Annotated in this window: 18 protein-coding genes and 1 other annotated feature; of the genes, 8 read left to right on the top strand and 10 right to left on the bottom strand. The window is 50.0% G+C overall.

The window, feature by feature from the left end:
• Nucleotides 1-31: 31 nt before the first annotated feature.
• The 7 genes from WC5_RS04155 to trpL all read right to left on the bottom strand — a co-directional run bounded on the left by WC5_RS04155 (nt 32) and on the right by trpL (nt 7260).
• Complete coding sequence (locus WC5_RS04155; protein ID WP_000807651.1) at nt 32-211, bottom strand: con-10 family general stress protein; 180 nt, start codon at nt 209-211, stop codon at nt 32-34.
• A 380-nt stretch (nt 212-591) separates the two neighbouring features.
• On the bottom strand, nt 592-1398 hold the full coding sequence (trpA, locus tag WC5_RS04160; protein WP_000443099.1) for a tryptophan synthase subunit alpha: 807 nt from the start codon (nt 1396-1398) through the stop codon (nt 592-594).
• On the bottom strand, nt 1398-2591 hold the full coding sequence (gene trpB / locus WC5_RS04165; RefSeq protein ID WP_016231734.1) for a tryptophan synthase subunit beta: 1194 nt from the start codon (nt 2589-2591) through the stop codon (nt 1398-1400). The genes trpA and trpB overlap by 1 nt, the downstream gene beginning before the upstream one ends.
• 11 nt (nt 2592-2602) lie before the next feature.
• Nucleotides 2603-3964: a bifunctional indole-3-glycerol-phosphate synthase TrpC/phosphoribosylanthranilate isomerase TrpF gene (gene trpCF, locus WC5_RS04170; protein ID WP_000983847.1), complete on the bottom strand. Its 1362-nt coding sequence runs from the start codon at nt 3962-3964 to the stop codon at nt 2603-2605.
• Nucleotides 3965-5560 (bottom strand): bifunctional anthranilate synthase glutamate amidotransferase component TrpG/anthranilate phosphoribosyltransferase TrpD, encoded by a 1596-nt coding sequence (gene trpD / locus WC5_RS04175; protein ID WP_016158394.1) that lies wholly within the window; start codon nt 5558-5560, stop codon nt 3965-3967. It lies immediately after the preceding gene.
• Complete coding sequence (gene trpE, locus WC5_RS04180) at nt 5560-7122, bottom strand: anthranilate synthase component I (RefSeq protein WP_001194608.1); 1563 nt, start codon at nt 7120-7122, stop codon at nt 5560-5562. The genes trpD and trpE overlap by 1 nt, the downstream gene beginning before the upstream one ends.
• Nucleotides 7123-7145: 23 nt before the next feature.
• Nucleotides 7146-7239, bottom strand: a sequence feature (Trp leader region).
• Nucleotides 7216-7260 carry a trp operon leader peptide gene (gene trpL, locus WC5_RS24340; RefSeq protein WP_001700591.1) on the bottom strand — a complete coding sequence of 15 codons (45 nt, stop codon included), beginning with the start codon at nt 7258-7260 and terminating at the stop codon, nt 7216-7218. It overlaps the preceding feature by 24 nt.
• 137 nt (nt 7261-7397) lie before the next feature.
• Between trpL and rnm the strand changes: the two genes are divergently transcribed.
• The 5 genes from rnm (at nt 7398) to WC5_RS04205 (ending at nt 11362) form a co-directional block, all read left to right on the top strand.
• Entirely contained in the window at nt 7398-8279 is an 882-nt protein-coding gene (gene rnm / locus WC5_RS04185) for an RNase RNM (protein ID WP_001285653.1), read from the top strand.
• Complete coding sequence (locus WC5_RS04190) at nt 8276-8896, top strand: L-threonylcarbamoyladenylate synthase (protein ID WP_001516499.1); 621 nt, start codon at nt 8276-8278, stop codon at nt 8894-8896. The genes rnm and WC5_RS04190 overlap by 4 nt, the downstream gene beginning before the upstream one ends.
• Nucleotides 8897-8996: 100 nt before the next feature.
• A complete protein-coding gene (gene rluB, locus WC5_RS04195) occupies nt 8997-9872 on the top strand; it encodes a 23S rRNA pseudouridine(2605) synthase RluB (protein ID WP_001291217.1) in 876 nt (291 codons plus the stop codon).
• Between the two features lie 169 nt (nt 9873-10041).
• Entirely contained in the window at nt 10042-11043 is a 1002-nt protein-coding gene (locus WC5_RS04200) for a hypothetical protein (protein ID WP_000622016.1), read from the top strand.
• A 10-nt stretch (nt 11044-11053) separates the two neighbouring features.
• The gene (locus tag WC5_RS04205; RefSeq protein ID WP_001000708.1) at nt 11054-11362 is read left to right on the top strand and encodes a hypothetical protein; all 309 of its coding nucleotides are present in this window, start codon (nt 11054-11056) and stop codon (nt 11360-11362) included.
• A gap of 52 nt (nt 11363-11414) precedes the next feature.
• Here WC5_RS04205 and cobO read toward each other — a convergent pair whose 3' ends face one another.
• Nucleotides 11415-12005: a cob(I)yrinic acid a,c-diamide adenosyltransferase gene (gene cobO, locus WC5_RS04210; RefSeq protein ID WP_001278900.1), complete on the bottom strand. Its 591-nt coding sequence runs from the start codon at nt 12003-12005 to the stop codon at nt 11415-11417.
• Nucleotides 12002-12760, bottom strand: a complete 759-nt coding sequence (locus WC5_RS04215; RefSeq protein ID WP_000559298.1) for a YciK family oxidoreductase — start codon at nt 12758-12760, stop codon at nt 12002-12004. Before WC5_RS04215 ends, cobO begins: the two co-directional genes overlap by 4 nt.
• Nucleotides 12761-12978: 218 nt before the next feature.
• Between WC5_RS04215 and sohB the strand changes: the two genes are divergently transcribed.
• Nucleotides 12979-14028 carry a protease SohB gene (gene sohB, locus WC5_RS04220; RefSeq protein WP_000422075.1) on the top strand — a complete coding sequence of 350 codons (1050 nt, stop codon included), beginning with the start codon at nt 12979-12981 and terminating at the stop codon, nt 14026-14028.
• Nucleotides 14029-14063: 35 nt separating this feature from the next.
• On the opposite strand, the gene WC5_RS04225 is transcribed toward sohB, so the two are convergent.
• The gene (locus WC5_RS04225; protein WP_001031530.1) at nt 14064-14315 is read right to left on the bottom strand and encodes a YciN family protein; all 252 of its coding nucleotides are present in this window, start codon (nt 14313-14315) and stop codon (nt 14064-14066) included.
• A 379-nt stretch (nt 14316-14694) separates the two neighbouring features.
• Here WC5_RS04225 and topA point away from each other — a divergent pair, with 379 nt between their 5' ends.
• Together topA and cysB are read left to right on the top strand one after the other, a co-directional pair.
• Complete coding sequence (gene topA / locus WC5_RS04230; RefSeq protein ID WP_010350249.1) at nt 14695-17292, top strand: type I DNA topoisomerase; 2598 nt, start codon at nt 14695-14697, stop codon at nt 17290-17292.
• A gap of 209 nt (nt 17293-17501) precedes the next feature.
• The gene (cysB, locus tag WC5_RS04235; protein ID WP_000776255.1) at nt 17502-18476 is read left to right on the top strand and encodes an HTH-type transcriptional regulator CysB; all 975 of its coding nucleotides are present in this window, start codon (nt 17502-17504) and stop codon (nt 18474-18476) included.
• Nucleotides 18477-18514 lie beyond the last annotated feature (38 nt).

The following is an 18514-nucleotide window of genomic DNA, read 5'->3' as shown; positions in this document are numbered from 1 at the left end:
TTATCAGCTGATATTAATAATTAACAGTGGTTCAGGATTTTCCTGATTTATTACCACCGCTTTGTTGACCGCCTTTTTTACCCGCTTCGGATGCGCGTTGCGGATCATTTTTAAAATTACCGCCGCTGTGCTGACCGCCTTTACGACCTGCGTCGGATGCCTTCTCACGGTCTTCGGCGAAATTTCCTGAACCACCACGATGTTCGGCCATGTTATTTCTCCCGTTGCGTTGCATTGTTTCATTAATATGAGTGTTGTGTGTCGACACTCATTAAAATTAGCCGCTAATGAGAATTAGTCAAATTAAGTGTGACAAGAAGGAGGATGGGAAATATATTTTGAGGAAACTTCTGGATATATTAACAATTGCCTGAGGAATAAGTGACTTAGGAAAAATTATTGATTTTACTGGTGTTATGTTGCGGGATTAATTTGTTTGATTATATTACTGTTGGGCGGAAAAATGACGTAAGTTGACGTATGTTAGGGCTAAGCGAAACGGTAAAAAGGCAAATAATAAATAAAATTAAGATTTTTCTGGCTTCGTTAAAGGAATACAAAATGCCGCCAGCAGAACTGACGGCTTTGGGATTAACTGCGTGTTGCCGCTTTCATCGGTTGTACAAAAGCTTTCAATGCTACCAGCATTTTCTCTGGCTCATTAATATGTTGCTCGATGATTTTAACAATTGCCGAACCAGAAATCGCGCCCGCAGCTCCTGCATCAATCGCTGCTTTTACCTGTTCCGGGGCAGAAATACCAAACCCTTGTAACGGAGGCGCAGCGTTGTACTCTTTCAGCTTCGCGACCAGATGATTGAGGGGTAACGCGGCGCGTTTTTCAGCTCCGGTCACGCCTGCTCGCGACAGTAAATAGGTGTAACCACGACCGTAAGAAGCAATCTGGCGCAGCAAATCATCATCGGCATTCGGCGGGCAGATAAAGATAGGTGCGACATTATGGCGCAACGCGGCCTGACGGAAGGGCGCAGACTCTTCCACGGGCACATCGGCAACCAGCACCGAATCGATGCCGGCTTTCTCGCACTGGGCATAAAACTCATCAATGCCTTTGTTAAACACCAGATTGGCGTACATCAAAAGGCCGATGGGAATGGTCGGGTGCTTCTGGCGAATCAGTGCCAGCATCTCAAAGCACTGCGCCGGGGTCACTCCTGCCGCAAAAGCACGCAGAGTCGCGTTTTGAATGGTCGGGCCATCCGCGAGTGGGTCGGAGAAGGGGATGCCTAACTCCAGCGCGTCAGCACCAGCTTCAATTAGCGTATCGATAATTTTCAGCGACTGCTCAATGCCAGGGTCACCGAGAGTCACGAAAGGAACAAATGCGCCTTCTTTGCGCTCCTTCAACTGGGCAAACAGAGTTTCATAGCGTTCCATCAGATTTCCCCTCGTGCTTTCAAAATATCGTGAACGGTGAAGATGTCTTTATCGCCGCGACCGGAAAGGTTAACCACCAGCAGCTGCTCTTTTTCCGGATTTTCGCGCATCATTTTCAGCGCATGAGCCAGGGCATGGGAGGATTCCAGCGCAGGAATAATCCCTTCATGCAGGCACAGCGTTTTAAAGGCTTCCAGTGCTTCATCATCGGTAATTGACACGTAATCTGCGCGTCCAATGCTGTTGAGATACGCATGTTGCGGGCCGACGGACGGGAAATCCAGTCCGGCGGAGATGGAGTATGATTCTTCAATCTGCCCGTCTTCAGTCTGCATCATCGGCGCTTTCATACCGAAATAGATGCCCACGCGACCATGTTTTAACGGTGCGCCGTGCTCGCCGGTTTCGATACCGTGACCGCCAGGCTCCACGCCAATCAGGCAGACGTCGGTTTCGTTGATGAAATCAGCAAACATACCGATGGCATTAGAACCACCGCCAACGCAGGCGATAACGGCATCCGGCAGGCGACCTTCTCTTTCCAGAATTTGCGCTTTCGTTTCTTCGCCAATCATCCGCTGAAACTCACGCACAATGGTCGGGTAAGGATGCGGGCCAGCTGCGGTGCCCAGCATATAGTGCGCGGTTTCATAACTGCCTGACCAGTCGCGCAGCGCCTCATTACAGGCATCTTTCAGCGTCGCCGAACCGCTATGCACCGGGATTACTTCTGCACCCATTAAGCGCATACGAAAAACGTTAGGCGACTGGCGTTCAACGTCTTTGGCTCCCATATAAATGCGGCATTTCAGGCCGAGCAGGGCGCTGGCAAGGGCAGACGCCACGCCATGCTGACCGGCACCGGTTTCGGCGATGATTTCGGTTTTACCCATCCGCTTCGCCAGTAAAGCCTGACCGAGCACCTGGTTGGTTTTATGTGCGCCGCCGTGCAATAAATCTTCGCGCTTCAGGTACAGCGTGGTTTTAGTACCCGCCGTAATGTTCTGGCATTTAGTCAGCGCGGTCGGACGTCCGGCATAGTTTTTCAGCAGATCGTTGAACTGAGCCTGAAATTCAGGATCTTTTTGCGCGCTGACGAAGGCCTCTTCCAGCTGGCGCAGGGCAGGCATCAGGATTTGTGGCACGTACATGCCGCCAAACTCACCAAAATAGGGGTTAAGTAATGTTGTCATTGTTCCTTTCCTTAATATGCGCGCAGTGTCTGAAAGACCGAGGCCAAAAGATGTGCATCTTTGATGCCCGGTTGTGACTCTACAGCAGAATTAAAATCAAGCCCGGCGCAGCCGGTTTGTGCCGCTTCCACGCAGTTATCTGCGCCTAAGCCCCCCGCCAGCAGGACGTTGCCAAGCGATTGACCATTTAACAGTGACCAGTCGAAACGTTGCCCGCTCCCGCCCTGACCGTTGTCGAAAACATATTTATCAATGTGCTGAAAATCGCGCGCGGGCAGGGTTTCTCCAACGCTCAATGCTTTCCAGATGGCAACGTTTGCTGGCAGAGCATCACGCAGTGCGTCGATATACTGCTGGTCTTCATTGCCATGCAGTTGTACTGCTGCCAGCGATAAGGTATTCGCTTTTGCTAGCACATCGGTAAGGTCGTGGTTACGAAACACGCCGACATACTGTAGTGACGCCGCAGTTATTACTTCCTGCGCCTGTTCAACGCTGACGCAGCGCGGTGATGTCGCAACAAAAATCAATCCGCCGTAAATCGCGCCTGCGTCATAAGCAGCTCTGGCATCTTGTGGGCGAGTCAGGCCACACACTTTATTCTCACCCAGTAGTACCCGACGCACGGCGGCGTTTAGATCGTCGTGCGCCATCAGCGCCGAGCCAATCAAAAAACCATTAGCGAAGTGGCTTAACTCGCGTACTTGCGCGTAAGTGTTGATACCCGACTCGCTGATCACCGTCACGTTGTGCCCCAGTTTCGGCGCAAGCTCGCGCGTGCGGTTGAGATCAATCGACAAATCACGCAGATCGCGGTTGTTGATGCCAACGACTTTTGCCCCCAGCGCAATGGCGCGCTCCAGTTCCTCTTCATTACTGACTTCGGTCAGCACACCCATCCCCAGACTATGGGCGACAGCAGCGAGCTGGCGATACTGTTCGTCGTCCAGTACTGAAAGCATTAATAAGCAGGCATCGGCCTGGTAATAGCGCGCCAGATAGATCTGGTAAGGGTCGATAATGAAGTCTTTACATAAAATCGGCTGCGGGGCGATTTGGCTGACGATGGGGAGGAAATCAAAGCTCCCCTGAAAATATTTCTCATCAGTCAGCACCGAAATTGCCGAAGCGTAATGTTTATAAATGGCGGCAATGCGTGCTGGATCGAAATCATCACGGATCACGCCTTTTGACGGCGACGCTTTCTTGCACTCCAGAATAAACGCCGTGCGCGCACCCTGTAGCGCATCATAAAAATGTCGCGTGCTCGGCTGAACCTCATTCTGAAAACTGGCCAGCGGTTGCTGCTGTTTGCGGGCTTCTATCCAAATCGCCTTGTCTGCGACGATTTTCGCTAAAACGGTTTGCATCATTTACCCTCGTGCCGCCAGTGCGGTGACTCTGTCGTAAGCGGAACCACTGCGCAGTACCTCAAGAACGGTTTGCGCATTGGCTTGCAGATCTTCCTGGCCATGCAGGCGCATTAACATGGCGACATTCGCCGCGACGGCTGCCTCATGGGCGGCGTCGCCTTTACCTTGTAACAAACGTGTTAAAATGTCACGGTTTTCTTCCGGCGTTCCGCCTGCCAGTTGTTCCTGGTGGTAGGGAGTCAGGCCAAAATCTTCTGCGGTCAACTGATAGCTCTTAATTTCGCCGTCATGAAGCTCTGCAACGATTGTCGGCGCGTGTAATGAAACTTCATCCATCCCGCCGCTGTGCACCACCGCCGCGCGTTGATACCCCAGCACGCGCAAGGTTTCGGCAATCGGCAGCACCAGTTCCGGACTATAAACACCAATTAACGCCAGCGGCGGATGCGCCGGGTTAATCAATGGCCCCAGCACGTTGAACAGAGTGCGGGTTTTTAGTTGCTGACGAACTGGCATCGCATGGCGGAATCCAGTGTGATATTTCGGTGCGAAGAGGAAGCAAACGCCTAACTCGTCCAGCGCCTGGCGCGATTTATCGGCATTCATATCCAGGTTGATACCAAACGCTGCCAGCAGATCCGACGAACCCGATTTACTGGAGACACTGCGGTTGCCGTGTTTCGCCACTTTCAGGCCACAGGCTGCTGCAACAAAAGCACTGGCGGTAGAAATGTTGATACTGTTGCTGCCGTCACCGCCGGTGCCGACGATATCGGCAAACAGATAATCCGGGCGCGGGAACGGCGCAGCGTTTTCCAGAAGCGCAGTTGCTGCTCCGGCGATTTCGTTCGGGTGCTCGCCGCGAATTTTCATGCTCACCAGCGCCGCTGCCAGTTGTTCCGGTTTCAGTTCGCCACGCACCACCGCTGAAAAAAGCTGGTGGCTTTCCTGCTGGCTAAGCGTCTGCGCCTGATACAGTTTTTCCAGAATCGGTTGCAGCGTGTTGGTGGGTTCCAGCTTTTGCTGCGCCCAGGCCAGCGTTTGTTCCAGCAGGCGAGCGCCCTGAGTGGTGAGAATGGATTCCGGATGGAACTGGAATCCGCAAACGCGATCCGCATCATGACGAACCGCCATTACCATGCCATTAAAATGGGCATTGATGGTTAAACCGGCCGGAATGTTACTGCCAACCAGCGAGTGATAACGCGCCACCGGCAGTGGGTTTGTTAACCCGGCAAACATCGCCTGACCGTCATGTTCAATGCTCGACGCTTTACCGTGCAAAATTTCGCCCGCTTGTCCGACATACCCCCCATAGGCTTCGACAATCGCCTGATGACCGAGGCAAATGCCAATAATCGGCAGCTTGCCGCGCAGACGGGTAAGCAGTTCCGGCATACAACCGGCTTCACTCGGCACACCAGGGCCAGGAGAAAGCATCAGCACCGGATTGCTCATCGTCGCCAGGCGTTCAATTAAGGTCTGCGCCGGAATATGGTTGCGGTAAATCACCACGTTATGACCATTGCTGCGCAACTGATCTGCCAGGTTGTAAGTAAAAGAGTCGATATTATCGAGCAGCAGAATGTCAGCCATCAGAAAGTCTCCTGTGCATGATGCGCGGTGGCGATAGCGCGCAGTACAGCGCGGGCTTTATTACGGGTTTCGTCGGCTTCCGACTGCGGAACAGAATCAAGAACCACGCCAGCACCGGCTTGCACGGTGGCGATGCCGTTTTCCACCAGCGCCGAGCGGATCACAATGCAGGTATCGAGATCGCCGTGCGCGGTGAAATAACCTACTGCGCCGCCGTAACTGCCGCGTCGACGACCTTCTGCTTCGGCAATTAACTGCATGGCACGCACTTTCGGCGCGCCACTTAATGTGCCCATATTCATACAGGCGCGGTAAGCGTGCAGGGCGTCGAGATCGTGACGCAATTCACCGACAACGCGGGAGACGAGATGCATCACGTAAGAGTAACGGTCCACTTTGGTGAGGTCGGCAACGTAGCGGCTGCCGGGAGTGCAAATGCGCGCCAGGTCATTACGAGCGAGATCCACCAACATCAGATGTTCCGAAAGCTCTTTATGGTCGGTACGCATCTCCAGTTCAATGCGGCTGTCGAGGTCTCTGTCCAGTGAACCATCGGCGCGACGACCTCGTGGGCGTGTTCCTGCAATCGGGTAGATTTCAATCTGGCGACTGGTGGCGTCATACTTGAGCGAACTTTCCGGCGACGCGCCAAACAGGGTGAAATCATTATCCTGCATAAAAAACATGTACGGGCTGGGATTACTCTTTTTCAGCACGTAATAGGCCGCCAGCGGTGACGGGCAGGGCAGTGAGAAACGGCGAGAGGGTACGACCTGGAAAATCTCTCCGGCGCGAATCGCTTTTTGCAACGAACGCACGACACCGCCGAACTCTTCATCACTTTGATTACACTCACAACGCATATGCGGCACAGAAACCACCGGCAGCGGCGGTGCGGTTTCGGTTAGCTGTTGGCGAAGTTCAGCAAGGCGTGCGGTGAGGCGCTGTTTTTCTTCTTCATTTGGAGCAAACAGGCTGGCCTGAATACGGGTACTTTTCTTCTGATGGTCAATCACCATCAGCGTTTCAGCGAGATAAAAACAGAAATCAGGGCAGCTATTTTCCGCCGTTAGTTGCGGTAAATCTTCAAATCCTGCGACCAGGTCATAAGAGAACAGGCCGCCGAAGAACATTGCTTCTCGTTCTTCCTTCGGTACATTCAACAGATTCTGCAATAAGCGGAAAGCGTCAAAAACAGAAAGGGAGCATAAGCGAGCGTCTTCATCCAGCAGTGAACTGACAGGGGGGAAGCGCAGCACACGGCAGTTTGGTGATTGTTCATTTTCCACACCCGCAGGCAGGGCGTTATCCAGTAGTGTCAGCAGGGCTTCACCATTGCCGGAAAGCGACTGGATTGTGACAGTGTCACCTAAAGCTGTAATGCGCAGCGCACTGTCCACCAACAGCAGGCTTTTTAAATCATCTTTGCTGTCGATATCTGCGGATTCCAGCAGCAGCGTTGCGGGACGATCCCCACACAACTGGTGAAAAAGTGCGGTTGGATTGTCGCGATAAGCACCTTCGCAGGTTAACAGTTCGAGAGTCGGTTTTTGTGTTTGCATTGTTATTCTCGTTAATTTTGTTCAAAAAAAAGCCCGCTCATTAGGCGGGCTGGGTATCTGATTGCTTTACGCATGGTGAATACACTGCCCGTTTCAGGAAGTGCGCCACCAACCTTTCAGTACGAAAATCGCTTTCATTGTCGATACCCTTTTTACGTGAACTTGCGTACTAGTTAACTAGTTCGATGATTGATTGTCAACAGCTCATTTCAGAATATTTGTCAGAACCGTTATGATGTCGGCGCAAAAAACATTTTCCAAAACGGGAGTGCGCCTTGAGCGACACAAATTACGCAGTCATTTATGACCTGCACAGCCATACCACGGCTTCCGATGGCTGCCTGACGCCAGAGGCGCTGGTACACCGTGCTGTAGACATGCGCGTCGGCACGCTGGCGATCACTGACCATGACACCACAGCAGCAATCGCACCAGCAAGAGAAGAAATTTCACGTTCAGGACTGGCGCTGAATCTTATTCCAGGCGTGGAAATTTCTACCGTATGGGAAAATCATGAAATTCATATTGTCGGGCTGAATATTGATATTACTCATCCGCTAATGTGTGAGTTCCTGGCGCAGCAAACAGCACGGCGCAATCAGCGGGCGCAGTTAATCGCTGAAAGACTGGAAAAAGCGCAAATACCTGGTGCTCTGGAAGGCGCGCAAAGACTGGCGCAGGGGGGCGCAGTGACGCGCGGTCATTTTGCTCGTTTTCTGGTCGAATGCGGCAAAGCCAGTTCAATGGCGGATGTCTTTAAAAAATATCTGGCGCGTGGGAAAACCGGATACGTTCCGCCGCAGTGGTGTACAATAGAACAAGCTATTGATGTCATTCATCATTCTGGCGGTAAGGCGGTGCTTGCTCATCCTGGGCGGTACAATCTTAGTGCTAAATGGCTGAAAAGATTGGTTGCGCATTTTGCCGAACACCACGGCGACGCGATGGAAGTCGCGCAGTGCCAGCAATCGCCCAATGAACGCACCCAACTGGCGACACTTGCCCGCCAGCACCATTTATGGGCATCACAAGGATCTGATTTTCATCAGCCGTGCCCGTGGATTGAACTGGGTCGTAAACTCTGGCTGCCCGCAGGCGTTGAAGGCGTCTGGCAGCTATGGGAACAGCCGCAGAACACCACAGAGAGGGAATTATGAGTCAGTTTTTTTATATTCATCCTGATAACCCGCAGCAACGTCTGATCAACCAGGCGGTGGAGATCGTGCGTAAAGGCGGGGTGATTGTTTATCCAACCGATTCCGGCTATGCGCTCGGCTGTAAAATTGAAGATAAAAACGCGATGGAGCGTATTTGTCGTATTCGCCAGCTGCCGGACGGTCACAACTTTACTCTGATGTGTCGCGATCTTTCCGAACTCTCGACCTATTCCTTTGTGGATAACGTCGCGTTTCGCCTGATGAAAAACAACACGCCAGGTAACTACACTTTCATCCTGAAGGGAACGAAAGAGGTGCCACGCCGTTTGTTGCAGGAAAAACGCAAAACCATCGGTATGCGTGTGCCTTCTAACCCGATTGCGCAGGCGTTGCTTGAAGTACTGGGCGAACCGATGCTTTCCACTTCGCTAATGCTGCCAGGCAGCGAATTTACCGAATCCGATCCGGAAGAAATTAAAGACCGTCTGGAAAAACAGGTAGATTTGATTATTCACGGCGGCTATCTCGGGCAGAAACCAACAACGGTTATTGATCTTACCGATGATACGCCGGTCGTGGTGCGTGAAGGCGTGGGTGATGTGAAGCCTTTCTTATAAGAGCGTAACTCTGTATACTACGCGGCCTTAAAATGGCACTGAATGGTGCCATTCATTCTCCTGTTCGACGCCTGTGAAGGCGACACCAAAAGGAAGCTCTATGAGCGAAAAGCTACAGAAAGTGCTGGCGCGTGCCGGCCACGGTTCTCGCCGTGAAATCGAATCTATTATTGAAGCCGGTCGCGTGAGTGTTGATGGCAAAATTGCTAAACTCGGCGATCGCGTTGAAGTTACCCCTGGACTGAAAATCCGTATCGATGGTCATCTTATTTCGGTGCGTGAGTCCGCTGAGCAAATTTGTCGCGTTCTGGCCTATTACAAGCCGGAAGGTGAGTTATGTACCCGTAACGACCCGGAAGGGCGTCCGACAGTGTTTGATCGTCTGCCAAAACTGCGTGGTGCGCGCTGGATTGCCGTAGGTCGTCTCGACGTTAATACCTGTGGTCTGTTGCTGTTCACCACCGACGGTGAACTGGCAAACCGTTTAATGCACCCCAGTCGTGAAGTTGAACGTGAATATGCCGTGCGTGTATTTGGTCAGGTTGACGACGCGAAACTGCGTGATTTGAGTCGTGGCGTGCAGCTGGAAGATGGTCCGGCAGCCTTTAAAACCATCAAGTTCAGCGGCGGCGAAGGGATCAACCAGTGGTACAACGTTACCCTGACCGAAGGCCGTAACCGTGAAGTTCGTCGTTTGTGGGAAGCGGTTGGCGTGCAGGTTAGCCGCCTGATTCGTGTGCGTTATGGTGATATCCCTCTACCGAAAGGTCTGCCACGTGGTGGCTGGACGGAGCTGGATCTCGCCCAGACTAACTATTTGCGTGAGCTGGTGGAACTACCGCCAGAAACCAGTTCTAAAGTTGCCGTAGAAAAAGATCGTCGTCGTATGAAGGCGAATCAAATTCGACGTGCGGTGAAACGTCACAGTCAGGTGAGTGGCGGTCGTCGTTCTGGTGGACGTAATAATAACGGTTAATTTAAGTTAAGTATAAAATAAAGGCCCTACGGGGCCTTTTCTTTATTTGAAGCATGATAAATAGTCGCAGTATTTTAATTTAATTTCATACTTGCTTATGAATAATACCCGGAAATAGCCACATTAATATTTAATTATCTGAGATAAACTCAACGTCAAGAGGTGGGTTATGATTAGATATAGTGGAATATTTCTATCTCTGTTAATGCTTTCAGGATGTGCAACCGAAGCATTAAAAAATGAACAAGCTGAATCTGTTATTTCTGCGGGTAACAAGGCGGTTGCGGCGAATGCAAGTTTCTTTAAACAATACTATGCTTCTCGTGAAAACTTTCTTGTTAATTTTTATGCGACTAATCCAGAGTGTGCATTGCGGCCTGATTATACCATTGATGTAGGGAACAATCGACAGGGCGAAAGTTTATGCCAACCGCCGGGTCCAATGACAGAAAAAGTACAACTAGCTCCATTTGAAAAAAAGAAATTACTTGCTTCAATGGAAGTCATTAATAGCATGAGTGCTTATGTAGAACTCCTGACTGAAGATATGGCATCGACTGAGAGTCAGCAGGTGGCATTACTTAAACAGGCTCTGGATCACGCAAACAACGCGGAAGCATTACTTGGTGTTTCACCAGGGAAAGATTTAGAGCAATCTGCAGCAGCAGTTAAAGATTTAGTAAATTATTTCAATGAGTTATATATAATAAAAGTCAATTCTGGGAAAATAGGTAAAACGGTAGATAAAAACTGGGCAAGACTTATAAATAATATGAAAGTTTTGCGCAATGATATTTATACAAAAAGTAATAAAATGGAAAAACTTACCTTTGCGAATGTGCATAATAATATGGTTTATTATAATGACATATCTAAAAACTCAAGAAATACAGAGTTTAACACTCTGAAAAACAGGAAAGAGTTTCTAAGCTCAGTAATCAATGTGAATGAAACCAGACTACAGGCATCGGCACCAGCTATGCCCGCGATTGAGGCTTTAAATGCCTTTATAGATAAGGGTGATTATCTGAAAAATTTATACACTAATAAAACACGCACAGCGGCTGAACAAAAAAGGTTAAATGAAATATTACGCGCACAAGTAATTAGTGGATTAAAGGCGTCTGAGGGGCTGGCAAAACTACTTCTTGCTAGCGGAATAATGTTATAGGAGGATTTTTATGAACGATGTACAAAATCGTAGAATACTGGCATTACTCGACATGCTGTATAATACCCTGGGCAACAAAACCACATGCAAGGTTTGCCATAAATATTTTATCCTTATCCTCTCGGTTATGAACAACCTGACGATTAACTATGGTACTGAAACCTCACCAGAGTTAAGCGCAATCAGTTATGAAGACGCGAATGCGTTAATTACTGAACTGATATTATTTATTGAAGATGTTGACGCTGAGAATCATGAAGCATATCCGGGACATTTGAGTGAGATTAAACGCATTCTGAATTTCGCTATTGCCGCTTGAATATAATTATGATTAAAGCACCCCAAGAGACGATCTTTTGAGGTGCTTTCACTTAATAATCAATCCCGATTTGCGCCTTAACGCCTGCATCAAACGCATGTTTGACGGGGCGTAATTCACTGACGGTATCTGCCAGCTCAAGTATATCCCGATGACAGCCACGACCCGTGATAATCACCGTTTGCTGATGTGGACGATCATTTAAGGCCTGCATCACTTCTTCCAGTGGCAAATAGTCATACGCCACCATATACGTCAGCTCATCGAGCAAAACCATATCTAGCGAGGAATCAGCCAGCATTCGTTTTGCATGTTGCCAGACTTCGCGGCAGGCGGCGGTATCAGACTCGCGGTTTTGTGTATCCCAGGTAAAGCCGGTTGCCATCACCTGAAACTCGACGCCGTGCGGCTCCAGCAGATTTCGTTCGCCGTTAGGCCAGGTGCCCTTAATAAACTGCACGACGCCCACTTTTTTTCCGTGACCTACCGCGCGCGTTGCCGTACCAAATGCCGCAGTGGTTTTGCCTTTTCCATTGCCAGTAAAAACGATAATAATGCCGCGTTCATCCTGGGCCTGCGCCACACGGGCATCCACTTTTTCTTTAACTCGCTGCTGACGCTGTTGGTAGCGTTCATCACTCATTGGGAAATTCCTGGTTTACGGCCCGGTTGGGCGTCAAAGGTCATGCCGGTTTTACGGCGGCTATCATCGCCCATCAGCCAGAGGTAAAGTGGCATGATATCAGCGGGGGTTTTGAGTTTCTGCGGATCTTCCGTCGGGAAGGCACTGGCACGCATTGCGGTGCGCGTACCTCCTGGATTAATACAGTTAACGCGCAGACGTTGCTGATATTCATCGGCAAGTACCTGCATCATCCCTTCGGTGGCAAATTTCGACACCGCATATGCGCCCCAGTTGGCTCGCCCCTGACGGCCGACGCTTGATGAGGTAAAGACCAGCGAACCGGCGTCCGATTTGAGTAATAAAGGAAGCAGTGCCTGGGTCAGCATAAAGGTGGCATTAACGTTGACCTGCATGACATCCTGCCAGACCTGTGGATTTTGTTCGCTCATCGGGCAAACTTCGCCAAGCAATCCGGCATTATGCAGAACGCCGTCCAGACGCGGATAATTAACGGCAATGCGCTGTGCCAGTTGATGGCAATCTTCGGATGTGCAGGTCAGTAAATCGAGAATAAACCACTGTGGATGACGTCCGGTCTCTTCGAACATACGCTGGGCGACCTGACGTAATTTTTCTTCATTACGACCCAGTAAAATCACTGTCGCGCCATAACGCGCATAAGTCTGAGCGGCTTCACGACCAATGCCGTCGCTGGCGCCGGTTACCAGGATAATACGATCATTGAGTAAATCTTGTTTTGGTTGGTAATGCATGGCTACTCCTCAACGACATCATCAGTCGCGCTGCCAGTGTACTTTATGACTTTGAGGGGTTATGCCTTAAACAGAGGCGCATTTCAATCGGCCTGGGGCGATAACGCCGCAAAATGAATACTTTGTCATACTTTCTCGTCAAGAATATCTCTGCGAGACGGCTTAAGATGCCTGTTGTAAACTGTGAGGCAAAGCGTTGTTTAACCAAGGTGGGACTCGTGGAATTGTTGTCTGAATATGGTTTGTTTTTGGCGAAAATTGTCACTGTTGTTGTGGCGATTGCGGCTGTTGCCGCCATTATTGTCAATGTTGCTCAACGTAATAAACGCCAGCGTGGCGAGTTACGGGTTAACAATCTCAGCGAACAATATAAGGAGATGAAAGAAGAACTGGCAGCAGCGTTGATGGATCCGCATCAGCAAAAGCAGTGGCACAAAGCGCAGAAGAAGAAGCACAAGCAAGAAGCGAAAGCAGCGAAAGCGAAAGCCAAACTGGGCGAGGTGGTGACTGACAGTAAACCCCGAGTCTGGGTACTGGATTTCAAAGGCAGCATGGACGCGCATGAAGTTAACTCGTTACGCGAAGAGATAACCGCAGTACTCGCGGCATTTAAGCCACGGGATCAGGTTGTTTTGCGTCTGGAAAGCCCCGGCGGCATGGTTCATGGTTATGGCCTGGCAGCTTCGCAGTTGCGGCGTCTGCGCGATAAAAACATTCCTTTAACCGTTACGGTAGATAAAGTAGCTGCCAGCGGCGGGTACATGATGGCCTGCGTGGCTGACAAAATTGTTTCCGCGCCGTTTGCCATTGTAGGCTCCATCGGTGTGGTGGCGCAAATGCCCAACTTTAACCGCTTCCTGAAAAGCAAAGATATTGATATTGAACTGCACACCGCCGGGCAATATAAGCGCACGCTGACATTGCTGGGTGAAAATACCGAAGAGGGGCGCGAAAAATTCCGCGAAGAACTGAACGAAACACATCAGCTATTTAAAGATTTTGTAAAACGTATGCGTCCGTCTCTGGATATTGAAGAGGTGGCTACCGGTGAACACTGGTATGGGCAACAGGCGGTAGAGAAAGGCCTGGTTGACGAAATCAACACCAGTGATGAAGTCATTCTTAGCCTGATGGAAGGTCGTGAAGTGGTCAATGTACGTTATATGCAGCGTAAACGGTTGATCGACCGATTCACCGGCAGTGCGGCAGAGAGCGCCGACCGATTGTTGCTACGCTGGTGGCAACGCGGGCAAAAGCCGTTGATGTAAAAGATAAACGCGAGGGTAAAACCTCGCGTTTTGCTTTAATCTACCAGATGGTATTTTTCCGAGAGCACGTGTGCCAGGTGTTTGAACATATTAAACACCGCAGTGCTTTTCGCTGTCGGCAGTCCTTGCTCATCTAAAAAGTAATCGCCGGTGAACACCAGCACGCCATTACGCTGCGTGACGCCGGTGGCTTCAATTCCTGCGAGCGTGTCCTCATGCTCACGAATGATTTTGTTGGCCTCTTTCAACAGCGTTTCGCGGTCGATGGGTTGTGTCTCTTTGTTCATTATTTACTCCTTAAACAAGGACATTAGTCTACGCCAGGCATGGCATACAGACAAATATACCACGCTGGCGTCAGGAGCGCCTTACTGGCAACTTTGGATTTTGCATGCTAATAAAGTTGCGTAACGGATTTTATCAGGTACAGTGTGACGCTTTCGTCAATCTGGCAATAGATTTGCTTGACATTCGACCAAAATTCCGTCGTGCTATAGCGCCTGTAGGCCAAGACCTGTTAACTCAGTCACCGGAATTTTCGTGAACAGAGTCACGACAAGGGGTTGATATCCGCAGAGAGCGAGTCCATATCGGTAACTCGTTGCCAGTGGAAGGTTTATCAATGTGCGACGCATTCCTGGAAGAATCAAATTAGGTAAGGTGAATATGGGTAAAGCTCTTGTCATCGTTGAGTCCCCGGCAAAAGCCAAAACGATCAACAAGTATCTGGGTAGTGACTACGTGGTGAAATCCAGCGTCGGTCACATCCGCGATTTGCCGACCAGTGGCTCAGCTGCTAAAAAGAGTGCCGACTCTACCTCCACCAAAACGGCTAAAAAGCCTAAAAAGGATGAACGTGGCGCTCTCGTCAACCGTATGGGGGTTGACCCGTGGCACAATTGGGAGGCGCACTATGAAGTGTTGCCTGGTAAAGAGAAGGTCGTCTCTGAACTGAAACAACTGGCTGAAAAAGCCGACCACATCTATCTCGCAACCGACCTTGACCGCGAAGGGGAAGCCATTGCATGGCACCTGCGGGAAGTGATTGGGGGTGATGATGCGCGTTATAGCCGAGTGGTGTTTAACGAAATTACTAAAAACGCGATCCGCCAGGCGTTCAACAAACCCGGCGAACTGAATATTGATCGTGTTAATGCCCAGCAGGCGCGTCGCTTTATGGATCGCGTCGTGGGTTATATGGTTTCTCCGCTGCTGTGGAAAAAGATCGCTCGCGGTCTTTCCGCCGGGCGTGTGCAATCCGTAGCGGTTCGCCTGGTGGTTGAGCGTGAGCGTGAAATTAAAGCCTTCGTGCCGGAAGAATTCTGGGAAGTCGATGCCAGCACGACTACGCCATCTGGCGAAGCGTTGGCTTTGCAGGTGACTCATCAGAACGACAAACCGTTCCGCCCGGTCAACAAAGAACAAACTCTGGCTGCGGTAAGTCTGCTGGAAAAAGCGCGCTACAGCGTGCTGGAACGTGAAGACAAACCGACAACCAGTAAACCTGGCGCTCCTTTTATTACCTCTACGCTGCAACAAGCTGCCAGCACCCGTCTTGGTTTTGGCGTGAAAAAAACCATGATGATGGCGCAGCGTCTGTATGAAGCAGGCTATATCACTTACATGCGTACCGACTCCACTAACCTGAGTCAGGACGCGGTAAACATGGTTCGCGGTTATATCAGCGATAATTTTGGTAATAAATATCTGCCGGAAAGTCCAAACCAATACGCCAGCAAAGAAAACTCACAGGAAGCGCACGAAGCAATTCGTCCTTCTGACGTCAATGTGATGGCGGAATCGCTGAAAGATATGGAAGCAGATGCGCAGAAGCTGTACCAGTTAATCTGGCGTCAGTTTGTTGCCTGTCAGATGACCCCGGCGAAATATGACTCCACCACGCTGACCGTTGGCGCGGGTGACTTCCGCCTGAAAGCGCGCGGTCGTATTCTGCGTTTCGACGGCTGGACGAAAGTTATGCCAGCTCTGCGTAAAGGCGATGAAGATCGTATTTTACCGGCTGTCGATAAAGGTGACTCCCTGTCGCTTGTTGAACTGACGCCTGCGCAGCACTTTACCAAGCCGCCAGCTCGTTTTAGCGAAGCTTCTCTGGTTAAAGAGCTGGAAAAACGCGGGATCGGTCGTCCGTCTACTTATGCGTCGATCATTTCGACCATTCAGGATCGCGGCTATGTGCGTGTGGAAAACCGTCGCTTCTATGCGGAAAAAATGGGTGAGATCGTTACCGATCGCCTGGAAGAAAATTTCCGCGAGTTAATGAATTACGACTTTACCGCGCAGATGGAAAACAGCCTCGACCAGGTGGCAAATCACGAAGCAGAGTGGAAAGCTGTACTGGATCACTTCTTCTCTGATTTCACTCAGCAGCTTGATAAAGCGGAAAAAGATCCGGAAGAGGGCGGTATGCGCCCGAACCAGATGGTTCTGACCAGCATTGACTGCCCGACCTGTGGTCGAAAAATGGGGATTCGCACCGCCAGCACCGGGGTATTCCTGGGCTGTTCCGGTTATGCGCTGTCGCCGAAAGAGCGTTGCAAAACCACCATCAACCTGGTGCCGGAAAACGAAGTGCTTAACGTGCTGGAAGGCGAAGACGCTGAAACCAACGCGCTGCGCGCCAAACGTCGTTGCCCGAAATGCGGTACAGCGATGGACAGCTATCTCATCGATCCGAAACGTAAGTTGCATGTTTGTGGTAATAATCCAACCTGCGACGGTTATGAGATCGAAGAGGGCGAATTCCGTATTAAAGGTTATGACGGCCCGATCGTTGAGTGTGAAAAATGTGGTTCTGAAATGCACCTGAAAATGGGGCGTTTCGGTAAATACATGGCCTGCACCAATGAAGAGTGTAAAAACACACGTAAGATTTTACGTAACGGTGAAGTCGCGCCGCCGAAAGAAGATCCGGTTCCGCTGCCAGAATTACCGTGCGAAAAATCGGATGCTTATTTCGTGCTGCGTGATGGCGCTGCCGGTGTGTTCCTGGCTGCCAATACTTTCCCGAAATCACGTGAAACGCGTGCGCCGCTGGTGGAAGAGCTTTATCGCTTCCGCGACCGTTTACCAGAAAAATTGCGTTATCTGGCTGATGCGCCACAGCAAGATCCAGAAGGTAATAAGACAATGGTTCGCTTTAGCCGGAAAACCAGGCAGCAATATGTCTCTTCGGAAAAAGACGGAAAGGCAACTGGCTGGTCAGCATTTTATGTTGATGGCAAATGGGTTGAAGGGAAAAAATAACCTTTAATTCTTTCTGGTTTTTTAAAACAAAGGGTCGCAAAAGCGACCCTTTTTTATTGCATATTATTTTATCTCCACACCTATACACTAAAGCTATAAATGATATAGTGGTTATAGTTAGCACCTTTTTTATTATTAAATCGTATTAGTCACCCGTCAGGTGTGACGAAAAAACGATGTTCTGATGGCGTCTAATTGGATGGTTTAACATGAAATTACAACAACTTCGCTATATTGTTGAGGTCGTCAATCATAACCTGAACGTCTCATCAACGGCTGAAGGACTTTACACATCACAACCTGGGATCAGTAAGCAAGTCAGAATGCTGGAAGATGAGCTGGGTATTCAAATTTTTTCCCGTAGCGGCAAGCATTTGACGCAGGTTACTCCAGCCGGGCAGGAAATAATTCGTATCGCTCGTGAAGTTCTGTCGAAAGTTGATGCTATTAAATCGGTCGCCGGAGAACACACCTGGCCAGATAAAGGCTCGCTGTATATCGCCACCACGCATACTCAGGCGCGCTATGCATTACCGAATGTCATCAAAGGTTTCATTGAGCGTTATCCTCGCGTTTCTTTGCATATGCATCAGGGATCGCCAACACAAATCGCCGATGCTGTCTCTAAAGGTAATGCCGATTTCGCTATTGCCACGGAAGCACTTCATTTGTATGAAGATTTGGTGATGCTGCCATGCTATCACTGGAATCGGGCTATTGTGGTGACACCAGACCATCCGCTGGCGGGCAAAAAAGCAATTACCATTGAAGAACTGGCGCAGTATCCGTTGGTGACGTATACCTTCGGTTTTACCGGACGCTCCGAGCTGGATACCGCCTTTAACCGCGCAGGGTTGACGCCGCGTATTGTTTTCACTGCTACCGATGCTGACGTGATTAAAACTTACGTTCGATTAGGGTTGGGTGTAGGGGTGATTGCCAGCATGGCGGTGGATCCGGTTTCGGATCCCGACCTGGTTCGTGTTGATGCGCATGACATTTTCAGTCATAGCACAACCAAAATTGGTTTTCGCCGCAGTACGTTTTTGCGCAGTTATATGTATGATTTCATTCAGCGTTTTGCGCCACATTTAACTCGCGATGTCGTTGATGCCGCCGTAGCACTGCGTTCCAATGAAGAAATTGAGATCATGTTTAAAGATATCAAATTGCCGGAAAAATAATTACCTGCATTATTTCCGGCACCTTTTATGTTTTCAGG

Source organism: Escherichia sp. KTE114 (assembly GCF_000407765.1).
Taxonomy (GTDB): Bacteria; Pseudomonadota; Gammaproteobacteria; order Enterobacterales; family Enterobacteriaceae; genus Escherichia; species Escherichia ruysiae.
Note: the sequence above shows the minus strand (reverse complement) of the source record. Positions and strands in the feature narration are given on the sequence as shown.

Bases quoted from the DNA above. Each gene is read 5' to 3' on its own strand.
- WC5_RS04155 (WP_000807651.1), bottom strand. From the start codon at position 211: ATGGCCGAACATCGTGGTGGTTCAGGAAATTTCGCCGAAGACCGTGAG.
- trpA (WP_000443099.1), bottom strand. From the start codon at position 1,398: ATGGAACGCTATGAAACTCTGTTTGCCCAGTTGAAGGAGCGCAAAGAA.
- trpB (WP_016231734.1), bottom strand. From the start codon at position 2,591: ATGACAACATTACTTAACCCCTATTTTGGTGAGTTTGGCGGCATGTAC.
- trpCF (WP_000983847.1), bottom strand. From the start codon at position 3,964: ATGATGCAAACCGTTTTAGCGAAAATCGTCGCAGACAAGGCGATTTGG.
- trpD (WP_016158394.1), bottom strand. From the start codon at position 5,560: ATGGCTGACATTCTGCTGCTCGATAATATCGACTCTTTTACTTACAAC.
- trpE (WP_001194608.1), bottom strand. From the start codon at position 7,122: ATGCAAACACAAAAACCGACTCTCGAACTGTTAACCTGCGAAGGTGCT.
- WC5_RS04190 (WP_001516499.1), top strand. From the start codon at position 8,276: ATGAGTCAGTTTTTTTATATTCATCCTGATAACCCGCAGCAACGTCTG.
- rluB (WP_001291217.1), top strand. From the start codon at position 8,997: ATGAGCGAAAAGCTACAGAAAGTGCTGGCGCGTGCCGGCCACGGTTCT.
- WC5_RS04200 (WP_000622016.1), top strand. From the start codon at position 10,042: ATGATTAGATATAGTGGAATATTTCTATCTCTGTTAATGCTTTCAGGA.
- WC5_RS04205 (WP_001000708.1), top strand. From the start codon at position 11,054: ATGAACGATGTACAAAATCGTAGAATACTGGCATTACTCGACATGCTG.
- cobO (WP_001278900.1), bottom strand. From the start codon at position 12,005: ATGAGTGATGAACGCTACCAACAGCGTCAGCAGCGAGTTAAAGAAAAA.
- WC5_RS04215 (WP_000559298.1), bottom strand. From the start codon at position 12,760: ATGCATTACCAACCAAAACAAGATTTACTCAATGATCGTATTATCCTG.
- WC5_RS04225 (WP_001031530.1), bottom strand. From the start codon at position 14,315: ATGAACAAAGAGACACAACCCATCGACCGCGAAACGCTGTTGAAAGAG.
- topA (WP_010350249.1), top strand. From the start codon at position 14,695: ATGGGTAAAGCTCTTGTCATCGTTGAGTCCCCGGCAAAAGCCAAAACG.
- cysB (WP_000776255.1), top strand. From the start codon at position 17,502: ATGAAATTACAACAACTTCGCTATATTGTTGAGGTCGTCAATCATAAC.